At 38.9% G+C, this 12,963-nt stretch carries 10 protein-coding genes; 6 read left to right on the top strand and 4 right to left on the bottom strand.

The window, feature by feature from the left end; all coding sequences use genetic code 11:
• Positions 1-91: 91 nt before the first annotated feature.
• Both GQR39_RS15690 and GQR39_RS15685 read left to right on the top strand, forming a co-directional pair.
• A complete protein-coding gene (locus tag GQR39_RS15690; protein WP_165736093.1) occupies positions 92-484 on the top strand; it encodes an ACT domain-containing protein in 393 nt (130 codons plus the stop codon).
• Between the two features lie 52 nt (positions 485-536).
• Positions 537-1,304 carry a DUF2971 domain-containing protein gene (locus GQR39_RS15685; RefSeq protein ID WP_165736092.1) on the top strand — a complete coding sequence of 256 codons (768 nt, stop codon included), beginning with the start codon at positions 537-539 and terminating at the stop codon, positions 1,302-1,304.
• 328 nt (positions 1,305-1,632) lie between these two features.
• Here GQR39_RS15685 and GQR39_RS15680 read toward each other — a convergent pair whose 3' ends face one another.
• From GQR39_RS15680 to GQR39_RS15665, 4 genes are all read right to left on the bottom strand, one after another.
• Complete coding sequence (locus tag GQR39_RS15680; RefSeq protein WP_010552879.1) at positions 1,633-2,289, bottom strand: class I SAM-dependent methyltransferase; 657 nt, start codon at positions 2,287-2,289, stop codon at positions 1,633-1,635.
• A 28-nt stretch (positions 2,290-2,317) separates the two neighbouring features.
• On the bottom strand, positions 2,318-5,968 hold the full coding sequence (locus tag GQR39_RS15675) for an AAA family ATPase (protein ID WP_165736091.1): 3,651 nt from the start codon (positions 5,966-5,968) through the stop codon (positions 2,318-2,320).
• Positions 5,965-7,212 carry an exonuclease SbcCD subunit D C-terminal domain-containing protein gene (locus GQR39_RS15670; protein ID WP_165736090.1) on the bottom strand — a complete coding sequence of 416 codons (1,248 nt, stop codon included), beginning with the start codon at positions 7,210-7,212 and terminating at the stop codon, positions 5,965-5,967. The genes GQR39_RS15675 and GQR39_RS15670 overlap by 4 nt, the downstream gene beginning before the upstream one ends.
• 78 nt (positions 7,213-7,290) lie before the next feature.
• Positions 7,291-7,527 carry a hypothetical protein gene (locus tag GQR39_RS15665; protein WP_002959190.1) on the bottom strand — a complete coding sequence of 79 codons (237 nt, stop codon included), beginning with the start codon at positions 7,525-7,527 and terminating at the stop codon, positions 7,291-7,293.
• A gap of 580 nt (positions 7,528-8,107) precedes the next feature.
• On the opposite strand from GQR39_RS15665, the gene GQR39_RS15660 reads away from it, so the two are divergent.
• From GQR39_RS15660 to GQR39_RS15645, 4 genes are all read left to right on the top strand, one after another.
• Positions 8,108-10,555, top strand: a complete 2,448-nt coding sequence (locus GQR39_RS15660; RefSeq protein WP_165736089.1) for a M1 family metallopeptidase — start codon at positions 8,108-8,110, stop codon at positions 10,553-10,555.
• Positions 10,555-11,049 (top strand): DUF6702 family protein, encoded by a 495-nt coding sequence (locus tag GQR39_RS15655; protein WP_024609288.1) that lies wholly within the window; start codon positions 10,555-10,557, stop codon positions 11,047-11,049. Before GQR39_RS15660 ends, GQR39_RS15655 begins: the two co-directional genes overlap by 1 nt.
• A 322-nt stretch (positions 11,050-11,371) precedes the next feature.
• A complete protein-coding gene (locus GQR39_RS15650; RefSeq protein WP_007583617.1) occupies positions 11,372-11,989 on the top strand; it encodes an HAD family hydrolase in 618 nt (205 codons plus the stop codon).
• 133 nt (positions 11,990-12,122) lie between these two features.
• Entirely contained in the window at positions 12,123-12,848 is a 726-nt protein-coding gene (locus GQR39_RS15645; protein ID WP_024591562.1) for a YebC/PmpR family DNA-binding transcriptional regulator, read from the top strand.
• Positions 12,849-12,963: the final 115 nt, after the last annotated feature.

The following is a 12,963-nucleotide window of genomic DNA, read 5'->3' as shown; positions in this document are numbered from 1 at the left end:
AGAAAATAAATTTAAATATCAAAATAATTTAATATGTTAGTAAATATCTTAACCAGAGTTCAGGTTAAATAACACATTGTAAGGAACGACCATGGCCGGAATTTTAGAGTTAAACGAATTATTAAAATCAATGCAGCCAGCGCTTAAGCAAGGCGAGTATATTTTTTGTTGCTTAGCAGGCTCACTTGCCGATTATGTTCACTTAGCGCCACTTGCCACTTATGTTGAAGAAGAAGGGCTAACCCTTATTTTAAAAGCTGAAACCGCCGATAAAGCAGGTATTACTTACGAGGGTAAATATAATTTAATTACTCTTAATGTACATTCAAGCTTAGAGGCCGTTGGGCTAACTGCAGCGGTATCTGCAAAGCTGACTGAGCATGGCACTAGCGCTAATGTAGTAGCTGCGTTTTATCACGACCATATTTTTGTACAAACAGATAAAGCACAAGCTGCAATGAAAGCGCTTGGAGAGATTGGTTAGGTTTTTTGTTAATTACCAACATTGAGCTAATAAATATTTAAAAAGGAATTAAATGAATTTATATCAATATACCGACATAAATGCAGTAAAAAGCATTTTAAGAACCCAAGAGTTATGGGCTACTCATTATCAATATTTAAATGACACTTCAGAAATTGAGCAGGGAATAGAATTAATTCTCAATAGACTAGCTGAAAGTAAAAAGCTATCAATTGAGAAAATTCAAGATTTAAAGCAACAGGTTATGCATAGCCTTAGCAAGCTAGATATCTTCATAGTATCTTTATGTTTAGCTAAAGATGAATTATCAATGTGGAGAGAGTACGGGCCTTACGCCATTGAATTAGACAATAATGCGATAACCTTATCCTTAACTGTAAGCGGACAATTCACACAAAGTGATGTTCGCCCTTGCTTATACCCTGTGCAATTAAGAAAATCAGATAGTTTTATTGACTTTGAATTTATATCAACACTCTATGATGAGTGTTACCTAAAAGGTGATAAAGTTAGGTTTATAAGCTCTTTAGTTTATTCCGCTGCCGCCATAAAACACTCTGCATTTTATGCAGAAAAAGAAAAAAGAGCTATTTTTTCTTTAGATAAACATCATACAACAGAGATTTTTCATAGAGAATGTAATGGCAAAAAAGTACCTTATATAAAAGTTTTATTACCTAAAAGCTCTATTAAAGCAGTATACATCGGTCCCCAATCTGAGCAGGCTCAATTGGTCACTGATATGCGTGATTTTTTGAAGTCAAACAAACTTACGGGTATTAAAGTTTACAGCTCTGATATCCCATATAAACCGAAATAAGTTAGAGTAATTAGCTTACTAAATAATAAAAGAATACATAAATATTTTAATTTATATCTGGACACTGACGTAAAAACCCAAGTAGAAGAGAGTCTATATTTAACTATCCTTAATTGTTTCTGTCGGCGATAGTACTTATTTCAACAGCAAATATGGCTTCGTTTAACCTACCTACGCTCCAAATAAAAACGGAGTACTTTATAATACTTTGTGGGTTATGATTAGAATCGGTGAGGACTTGTGCTGAGGTTTATATAAAAACACCGAGTTTGTTCACTCGGTGTTTTTATTGGTGCTAAATAGCGGGTGCTTGTTTAGCTTGTAAAACTTAAACTACATATCCGCTAAAACCTAGAGCTTTAAAATACAGCTTCGGAATGCCAAATTTGCACTCATTTAGCAGTTCGCTAAAGCGCATTCTATCTAGCGGGTAAAACTCATTTTCTAAGTCGTGCCCTGTTTGTGTTTTACCTGTTTCGGTTAAACCCAATTGCGCGCACGTTGTAAGCTGAGCTTCGCGCTCAAATGAAGTTTCAGGGCGCATTAAATCTGCAATATAAAGGTTGGCGTCTTTTTTAAGGCTTCCTTTAATCGCTTTTAATAACTCTTTTTTATCGCCATTATCTTGTACAAAATGCATTACCAATAAACATAAAACGGCATCGGCTTTAACCGATAATTTATTAACAGGTCCGTTGTGAATATTGACGCGGCTTGCTATGCCTTGCTCATCAAATTGCTGCTTCGCGATAGCAAGCATATCGGCTGATGTATCTTGCGCGGTAAATTGCCATGTAGGGTTTAATGCAGCCAGTGCAAGTACTTCTTTGCCTGTGCCTGCCCCTACTACTAAAATATGCGCATTATCGCTTAGCGTTGCTTTTAGCTGTGCGTTAGTGAGCTGATGTAATAATTCATAACCAGGAACTAAACGGGTTATACGGCTATCGTATTGTGTTGCTTGCTCGCCTGTAAACGTTGGCATTGTATCTCCTTGTTTTCAGTAATGTTGCTTATAAAACTTCAACTGTGGAATATCCACCTGGCTTTTTGGCTACATGCACTTGAGTGGCTACACGCTCGCTCATTTGTGTTACGTGCGATATAACGCCTACTTTTCTGCCTTGTGCTTGCAAAGAATCCAAAGCGTCCATTGCAATGCTTAGGGTTTCGCTGTCTAACGTACCAAACCCTTCGTCAATAAACAAAGAATTGATTTGTACTTTGTTTGACGAAAGCGATGCTAAACCAAGTGCAAGTGCGAGCGATACTAAAAATGACTCCCCGCCTGAGAGTGTATTAACAGAGCGTTGCTCGTCGGCCATGTCGCGGTCAATAATTGCAATGTCGAGTGTTTGCGCTATGGCGGTTAATTCGTAGCGTTTATTGAGCGTTTTTAAATGGCTGTTGGCATAATGCAGTAATATTTTTAACGTTTGTGTTTGCGCTAAGTTACGCATGGTTTTACCCGTTGCATCACCCAAGACTTTATTAAGCAAATGCCACTGTTCAACCAGCGTTTTAAGTTTAGTTAACTCAGCCTGCTTACCTTCAAGCGCTTTTGCGTTTTGGTTGTGTTGCTCAATAGCGGTATTAGTTGCTAGTAATGAATTTTGCAGCTGCGTTTGTTGCTCGTTTAAGCTGCTTAGTTGCGTACTTAAAGCCTCTGCACTTTGCGTTGGTTTATCGCTACTGTTGTGTTTTTCAAGCGTAAGTTGCTGCTGTTTTAATGCGGCGTTTGCATCTGTTAGGGCTTGAGTTAACTGCTCGTGCTGAGTTAAATGCGCTTTAATAGTCTCGCTACTAAGCGTTAGTAAAATTTTGACCTGTTCGTGCGTTGCATTGCTATATTGCGCTTTAAAGTCAGTAAACCACTGGTTATAACGTGCCTCAAGCGTTGCTAGCTCTTGGCTGTTTTCAAGTAAGCGTTGCTCTACATTTTTAAGCGTTATGGCGTGCTCATCTCGTTGTTTTATAGCGTCGTCATATGCTTTTTGACTCGCTTGAACCTGCGATTGCAGTTGCTCTTGCGCACTTGTAAGTTTTGCTTGGTAGTCGTCTGCACTTATTTGCTCGTTATTAAATAAAGCTAAGCGCTCACTTTGTACAGTGCTTAGTAAATTTTTAGCTTTTACAAGCTCTTCATTAAGTGCTTTTAACGACTGCTCGTTGTTACTTATAAGCGGTGTGAGCTGCTTTATTTGTTCATTAGCTGTGTCTTGACGTTTTTGGCTTTGCTCAAGTTGCGTTTGAGTTTGCTGATACTGCGTAACCTGCTCGTGCAGCTCGCTAAGTTCAAGCGTATTGGCTTGTAGTTGCTGCCAAAAATCACTATTTTCAAATTGGCTATTGAGCGTTGTACCGAGCTCGTTAATTTGCGCACTAAGCTCGCTTTGCTTACTCGTTATTTGGTTTTGCTGATGTGTAAGCTCAAGGTGTTTATTACTAAGTTGCTGCTGTACTTGCTGCTCTGCTTTAAGTGCTGCAAGTAGCTCATTTACTTTAGTTTGCAGTGTACGTTGACGTTTTTGCTGCTCAAAGTATTGCGCTTTTTGCTCCGTTAACTGCTTATAAGTTACTTCAAGCTGATCAGGCGTTAAGTCGTTAAGCTCTGTACGTGCGCCTTGCATGGTATTTTTAATGTCGAGCTGTTTGGCTTTTGCTGTTTGTATTACTTGCTCAAGTTGTCCGTGTTCAGCAGTTAATACGGCGTGTTGAGTTTGGTGCTTATGCAGCTCGCTTTGTGCATGGTCAAATTGCTTTTTAGCTATATTAAAAGCATTTTCAAAATCAGTAATTAAGTTATTTAATTGCTGATTTTGATTTACCGCATACGGGTGCTCAGTTGCGCCGCACACTAAACAAGGCTCATTAGGGCGAAGCTCAGTGCGTAAATGCTCTACGTTCTCGCTGGCTCTTAAGCGCGCTTGGTTAAGTGCGTACTCGTTGCCTTTAAGCGCTTGCTCGCTGGTTATTAAATGCTGATTAAGTAAAGCATGGGCTTGCTGGCTTTCATTTAACTGCTGATTAAGTACTTGTTGGCGTTGAGTACTTTGTTTTAGTTCTGCGTTAAATTGCCCGTAGCGCTCTCGCTGCTCTTTTAAGTAATCAATACTTTTTAACTGCGCGTCGCAGTGCTCTGCATTAAACTCATTAAGCTGAGTATTTAATGCCTGTAAAGTTGATTGCTCACCACTAAGTGCCACCTCGCACTGCTGCACTTTATTATTTTGCGCATTTAAAAGATCGCTCTGACTTGCAAGCTCGCTATTAAGAGTTTGGCTTTGTGCAAGGTTTGCGGTTAATTGCTGCTGTGCATTTAAGTAAGTATTAAAGCTTTGCTGATAGTAGCTCCAGTCTTTTGCTAAAACATGCAGCTGTGCATGCTCATTAAGCCATTGCTGGCTTTTAGTTGATTCGGTATTAGCGAGTTCAAGCTCGCTATTGCTTTGTTTAAGCTGCTGTGTGAATTCATCAAACTGAGATTGCTCTTTGGTTATTTGCGACTCAGTACCTTTTACAGCTTGAGTTTGCAAGGCAATATTGCTGTCGAGCTCTCGCGCTTTAGCTATAACGGGCGCTGCATTTTGTTTTTGCTCATTGGCGTTATTAAGCAGCTCGGTATGCTTAGTAAGCGCGGTATTACGCTCGTTAATTACCGCTAAATGATCAACACTTTTAAGCGATGTTATTTGCTGATCCAAAGCCGTATTTTGATCGGTTAACAAATTAAAGCGGCTGCGGTTATCTTTTATTTCAAGCGCCTGCTTGGCTTGTTTTGCCTGCTCGCTTTGTGAGGTAATACTTTCAAGCGCTGAGCTTGCTTGTTGCTGGGTTTGCTGTGCTTGCAGTAAGTTTTGCTCAAGTACTGTAGCTTGCTGATACCAGTTAAGTGCTTTTTCGGTTTTGGATAGCTCTTTTTTAGTGTGTTCGGTTTGCGCTTTTAAATCGGTTAACTTGGTTTGTTGTAGCTCAAGTTCTTCTGGTGCTAGCAAAGTATAGCTTTGAAGGCCTGCTTTAAGCGCTTCAAGCTTTGCTACTTGCTCTTTATGACGTTCAAAAATACGCACGCCAATACGGCTAAATTTATCGGTACCTGTTAAGCACTCTAAAAGTTGCGCTCGCTCATCGCCAGTGGCTTTTAAAAACGCAGCAAACTCATGTTGTGCTAAAAGTACGGCACGGGAGAACTGCTCAAAGTTAAGCCCTATTTTACTCTCGACTTCTTTTATTGTGTGGCTTTTGTCAGCTATAAGGGTTTCGTCTGGCAGGGTTACTAAAGTGTGCTCTGCTACTTTAAGTTTGCCTGTTACTTTTTTATGGGTCCGTGCAATTGTATAGCGCGCACGATAAAGCTGTTTATCTTGTCCTAAAAAGTCGACCTCGGCGTAGCCTTCCCATGTACCTCTGCGTAGCAAGTTTCGCGCATCATTAAGCTTAATGCTGTCGCCGTTAAACTCAATTAAGTTACCTTTATCACCGCGCAGCCTCGCTGTTTTTGTATAAAGGGCTAAACAAATGGCATCTAAAAAGGTACTTTTACCAGCGCCAGTATCGCCAGTAATGGCAAATAGACCTGCGTCTTTTAATGGAGCTTTAGTAAAATCTATTTCAGCGTCAACTATTGAGGCTAAATTATGAATACGAACTGCGGTTATTTTCATAGTTGTTCCTGCTCCGTTAGCTCGTTTATCACGTCACTTAAAAGTGCTTTTAGCTCATCGGGTACGCTTTGCCCTGCCATGTCTTTATCGTTTGCGAATGCTTGTTCTAATAGGTTTAGTGGATTGAGCATTTCAACTTCGCTTAAATCTTCAAATACGGTGTTGTCGTCATTTTGCGCTGATTGCTCACGTACACGTTCAATACCACAAAATTTAATATGCTTGCCTTCAAGTGCTTGTTCTATTTGTTCTCTGAAGGTGGTGTCGGTATCGCTTGATTTAAGCTTTACACGTAAATAAGGCGCTATTATATTTTGTGCGGTGTCGAGCGCTTTAATTTGCTCGCATAGTTCGCTTAATGGTACACACTCCCCTTTTGGTAAAATAATCACATCGGCAGAGCGCGGAATGTAAAGGGGGTTTACAGTTGTACTAATATGTTGTTTTTCATCAATAATAAACTCAACAACATTTACTTGGTGCGTGTAGTTACGTTCTGAAAACGACATAGGGATAGGTGTGCCGCTGTATCGAATAACATCACTTTTAGCGACTTGTTGCGCTTTGTGTAAGTGCCCAAGAGCGACGTAGTTGGCTTGTTTACCAAATACATTAGCAGAAATAGACTCTTCACCACCTATTACTAAGTTACGCTCAGAATCACTTGAAATATCCCCGCCTTTTGCGTGTAAATGCCCCATAACTATTAATGGTGAGTTTTGCTCGTTTATATTAGTAGCTTGCTCTAGTGCAAGTTCGTAAGCTTTTGAAACGCCTTGAGCATAACTAGGGCCGCTTTCGGTTTGGCTAAGTAAACTTACATCACTTGCGCGTAAAAATGGCATAGCGACGATTACAGCGCGTTTACCATTGGTATTTATGGTAATAACAGTTTCATCGGGTGTTGCGACATCAAAGCGCCCTACTACGTGAGTATCAAACTGTGCAAGTAATGGCTGAGCTGCCAAAATACGATTTGCAGAGTCGTGGTTACCCGCAATAATCACTACGTGTAATAGTGGGCATGCTTTTTTGGCGTCTTTAATAAATTGATAAAGCTGATTTTCAGCGCTAGCACTTGGAGTCGCTGTATGATAAATGTCGCCAGCAACTAAAAGTAAGTCTATTTGTTGTTCAACAAGAGTGGCTAATAACCATGTAAAAAAAGCTTGATGTTCAACACGGCGATCGTGTTCGTAAAATTGTTGGCCAAGGTGCAAATCTGAGGTGTGGAGGACTTTCATGTCGCGCTCTTAATAAAACCGTAAGAGCGCCAATATACCCAAGGCTGTTAAAGATGCAAGCCTAAGGCATGCATTACGTTAGGTTAAACTGTACCAAGCTGAAAAAACAACCGGTAATGCTAAAAGTGCCATTAATAATGGAATTTTTAACGTTTTAGTTTGTTTTGCGTGTAGCGCCTTTAATGCATTAGTTTCGTTGCACGCTGCTACTTTATCGATATAAAAATAACCCGAATCGAGATACTGCTTACAGTTATTCTCACTTGCTGGAATCGCAATTAGTTCTTGTTGTTTTTTTAGGATGTAAAAATCCATAAGCCCACCGCATTTCTTGCTAGTAATCGATATTAATTTGAGGATAAATGTGACGAATTTATTTGCCTCAAATAAAAAGGTTGGCGATTTTAAATATAAACAGCACTAAAGATCAACCTAAAATTACACTATTTGTCATTTATCGTACAAATAGCGAATATTAATGAAGTTCGGCAATATTTAAGCCAATTATTTACTCGTTTCACTGTGTTTTTGTTCAGTAGAAAGGGCTTTTAGGCCATTTTACTTGTTGCGAATTAGTAATACTTATACGTAGGATTAATGGTTTACCTGGTAATGCCAAAGCAATACTTTTTTAGCAATATATATAAAATGAATGATATTTTTTTAAGTTCTGGGACTTTGTATTTAACTGATCAAAACCATTATTAAAACCCAATTTTGTAAACCCCCTTTACAGTTTTGCTCCCGTTTATTTTAGTCATAGTTTTATACATAATAAAAAGCTGTAAAACGTTAGTGAATACCACCTTATAAAAGCTGCACTTTGTCGTTAATTTATTGAACAATAGCCATTATTTTGTCAAAGTACGCCTACTAAAATCTATCAGGACTAACAATGAAAAAAACAGTTCTTACGCTGAGCGCTTTTGTATTGCCATTGGCAATGTCGAGTGCAGTTATGGCGTCTTCGGTTGAGCAAACAAAAGGTTCTTTTGTTGATAAATTTCGTCAATTAGACGAAGCACTTCCTACACCCAATGTTTATCGTAGTGCCGCTGGCGAACCAGGTGAAAAATACTGGCAGCAACGTGTAAATTACGATATTGATGTGAAGCTAGATGAAAAAAAGCACCGCATTACCGGTAGCCAAAGCATTGAATATAAAAATAACTCACCACATACGCTTAAATATTTATGGTTACAGTTAGATCAAAATATTTTTAAAAGTGACTCTATTGCCGAAACAACTAAAACGTTTAAAAGCACTTTAGAAAGCCTACCAGCTCAAAAGCCCGCTAAATTAAGTTTAGGTGAATTACGTCGTCAGCAATTTATGAGCGACAACGAACTGGGTTATACAATCAGTGGCGTAAAAGATGACGATGGTAAAGAGCTACGCGTAACTGTAGTTGATACCTTAATGCGCATCGATTTAAACGAGCCATTAAAACCAGGTAAAGAAGTAGAATTTAGCATGAACTTTGCCTTCAACATTGTTGAAGAAGATGCAGTGGGTGCACGTTCTGGTTACGAGCACTTTGAAGAAGACGGCAACGACATATTCTTAATTGCTCAGTGGTTTCCTCGTTTAGCGGCTTATACCGATTACGAAGCGTGGACAAACAAGCCGTTTTTAGGCTCTGGTGAGTTTACGCTTGAGTTTGGTGATTACGATGTTGAGATTACTGTTCCGGCAGATCACATTGTATCGGCAACAGGTAAACTTGATAACGCGAGCAAAGTACTTACAAGTACTCAGCGTAAACGTTTAAAGCAAGCCGAAACATCTAAGCGTCCTGTGTTTATTGTTAACGCAGAAGAAGCGCTAGAAAACGAAAAAGAAGGCACCGACAAAACTAAAACGTGGCACTTTAAAGCGCAAAACGTACGTGACTTTGCTTGGGCGTCGTCTCGTAAGTTTATGTGGGATGCAAAGGGTTATCAGCAAGGTGGTGACGTTCAGCCTTTAGTTATGGCAATGTCGTTCTTCCCTAAAGAAGGTGGTGACTTATGGGAGAAGTACTCAACTGAAGCGGTAGTACACACAATGGAAGTCTACTCTAAGTATTCTTTTGACTACCCATACCCAACTGCGCAATCGGTAAATGGCCCTGTTGGCGGTATGGAATACCCAATGATTACCTTTAACGGCCCGCGTACTAAGTTACAAGATGATGGTACACGTACTTATTCTCAAGCTGAAAAGCGCTTTTTACTTGGCGTAGTTATTCATGAAGTGGGTCATATTTACTTTCCAATGATTGTTAACTCAGATGAGCGCCAATGGACGTGGATGGATGAAGGCTTAAATAGCTTTTTAGATGGCGTTGCTGGTCGTGAATGGGATCCTACTATTCCTTGGGGTGTTGAGCCTCGCGATATAGTGAGCTACATGAAGTCTGAAAACCAAGTACCTGTTATGACTCAGTCAGACAGTGTATTACGCTTAGGTCCTAATGCTTATACTAAACCTGCAGCAGCCCTTAATATTTTACGTGAAGTAATTTTAGGTCGTGACTTATTCGACTTTGCATTTAAAGAGTATGCTCAGCGCTGGAAATACAAGCGCCCTACTCCAGCTGATTTTTTCCGTACAATGGAAGAAGCCTCTGGTGTTGATTTAGATTGGTTTTGGCGTGGCTGGTTTTACACCACAGACCATGTAGATATCTCTTTAGATAAAGTATATCAACTACGTTTAGACACTAAAAACCCTGATATTGATTACAGCCGTTTACGTGATATTGAAGCAGACAAACCTACTTCATTATTTGTTGAGCGTAACCGCGCACAAGGTAAAAAAACATGGGTTGAGAAAAACTCTGATGTTACCGATTTTTATGACGAAAACGACCGTTTTACTGTAACCAATAAAGAACGTAACTCGTACAATAAGTTTTTAAAAGGCTTAGAGCCGTGGGAGCGTAAAACGCTTGAGCGTGCTTTAGAAGAAGATAAAAACTATTACGTTATGGAATTTTCAAACCTTGGTGGTTTGGTAATGCCTATTTTATTAGAGCTAACATATGAAGATGGCACTAAAGAAGAGCGCTATATTCCTGCTGAAATTTGGCGTCGTAATTATAAAAACGTTCAAAAGCTGATTGTTACCGATAAAAACAAACCGCTTGTATCAGTTACTGTTGACCCAGGCTGGGAAACAGCTGACGTAGATGTTGAAAACAATAACTACCCTCGTCGTATTATTCCTTCACGTATTGAAGTGTTTAAAAAGGAAAAGAGTAAAGCTAAAGTAAGTCGCGATATCATGCAAGATATTAAAACTGAGCTTAAAACTGATGAGAAGAAAGACAAAAAGGATGACGGTGAGGAGCAGCAATAATGCGCTTTTTGCTTATTATTGTTTGCCTTTTAGTTGCTGCGCCAAGTATGGCGCATCAACTAAAGTCGTCAGTTACAACCGTGCTTTTTAATAAACGAACGCATAATGTTGAATTAATGCATCGCTTTTATTTACATGATACCGAACACGCCGTAGGAACATTGTTTAAAGGCAAAATTGATATTATTAGTAATAAAGCCGACCAACAACGTTTTGCTAAGTATGTTGAATCGCATGTTGCTCTACAAACGTTAAGTGGCGAACCTTTACCACTTAGCTTTGTAGGGGCACAAGTTGATGGTAAGTTTTTTTGGGTTTACCAAGAAGCACCAATTCCTGAAAACATTGAAGGAATTAAAATGAGTAATGGCGCACTTCGTGATTTATGGCCATCTCAGGTAAATATGGTAAACGTTGAGGGCAAAGGTAAGATTAAAACTTTAAACTTTGCTCAAGATGATACTTGGCTCGAAGCCCGCTTTGAGCAAAATTAATATTTAAAACTTCCCCAACCGACGCGCACAGCAGTTGTTTATGTGCGCGTTTTCTTCATACGTTTAAACTGCGTTCATGTTTGATCTGTTATTTGTAAATTTACGTAAAATTTGTGAGTTCAATTTGTATATTTACCTTTTTTTGCGCATGATATATCAAGCACTTAAATTACTTTGTTATCAATAGATTGATAATGGTGCGTATTAATATTTAAATATAGTTAGTTTCATTTATCCCTTTGTATTTACCGGCCTAGGGCATAAGCAGTAGAGAATTTTATGTTTAAATTTCATTTAGTAATAACTAAATTCAGGGAATGATATGACTACTCAGGTTGAGGCTATTTTTGGAGTGATTTTTGATTTAGATGGAACATTGGTTTCATCAGAATTAGATTTTGCATTAATAAAGGCCCAAATAGGTTGCCCTTGCGAGCAAGACTTACTTGATTACATTGCTCAGTTGCCCTCACCGTATATGCGTGAAGAGGCAATGAATATAGTTCACCAACACGAATTAATAGATGCACAACATGCCAGTATATTACCTGGTGTGAGTGAAGCTATTCATGCTTTAAAGTCTAAAAATATTCCGATGGCGATTGTTACTCGCAATTTTGATAAAGCAGCGGCAATTAAATTACAAAATAATCCACTCCCTATCAGCACGGTTTTAACGCGAAGCGATGCCCCAGCAAAGCCAGATCCCAGCGCTTTAAATGCCATTGCTACACTTTGGAACATTAACGCCAGAAATTTACTTTATGTAGGCGATTACCTTTACGACATTCAAGCTGCGCATAATGCAAATATGCGCGCGTGTTTATACGCTCCAGAGTCAACGCCTGCTTATGCCGATCAGGCAGATTACGTTTTACATGACTTTGTTGAATTAGTGACATTAGTTGAGAGTTATTCTGAAAAAATAGAGTTATGTTAAATAGCGTACTATTAAATTTATTTAAGAATAAGTGCTACGTTATTTAAATTACAAAATAACGTTTGTTCCTAGCCCAATACGTTTTGAATTGGTAAAATACCGCAAAACGTAACGTATTCATTAGGGGCACAAAATGGGCAGAGCATTTGTAGTTCGTCAAAGTTCTATGATCAAAACAGCCAATGCAAAAACAAAAGTAAACTCAAAGTATGGTAAAGAGATTTACGTTGCAGCAAAAAGTGGCGATCCCGATCCCGAAGTAAATCAAACACTACGCCGTCTAATCGAAAAAGCTAAAAAAGACCAAGTACCCGCGCACGTTATCGATAAAGCAATTGAAAAAGCAGCCGGTGGCGCAGGGGAAGATTACTCTGTTGCCCGTTACGAAGGCTATGGTCCTGGTAATTGCATGGTTATAGTTGACTGTTTAACTGATAATCCGAACCGTACAATTAAAGATGTACGCTTACCGTTTACTAAAACAGACTCAAAAATTGGTACTCCTGGCTGCGTAGCACACATGTTTGATCATTATGCGGTACTTGGCTTTGCGGGTGATGACGACGAAATAGTATTAGAAGCATTAATGATGGCTGATGTTGATGTTAGCGATGTTGAAGCCGAGGACGGTAAAATATCGGTATTTGCACCGCCAACAGAATACTTTAAAGCTAAAACTGCCCTTGAAGACGCATTTGAAGGCATTAACTTTGAAGTAGACGAAATTACGTTTATCCCTCAAGTTAATATTGAAATTGAAGACGAAGAAGTTATTGCTAACTTTGATAAGTTTATAAATATGCTTGAAGATTGTGACGATGTACAAAACATTTATCACAATGCTATTGTAAAAAATTAGATTTAATTAGCTAAAAGCTTTAAAAAGCGTGTTTTGTGTATGCAAAACACGTTTTTTTACGTTTGAATAAATGTTAGATATTCATGTGTATTATCTATATACCTTTAAAATGCCT

The organism is Pseudoalteromonas sp. C8, assembly GCF_011378685.1.
Taxonomy (GTDB): domain Bacteria; phylum Pseudomonadota; class Gammaproteobacteria; order Enterobacterales; family Alteromonadaceae; genus Pseudoalteromonas; species Pseudoalteromonas arctica.
Note: the sequence above shows the minus strand (reverse complement) of the source record. Positions and strands in the feature narration are given on the sequence as shown.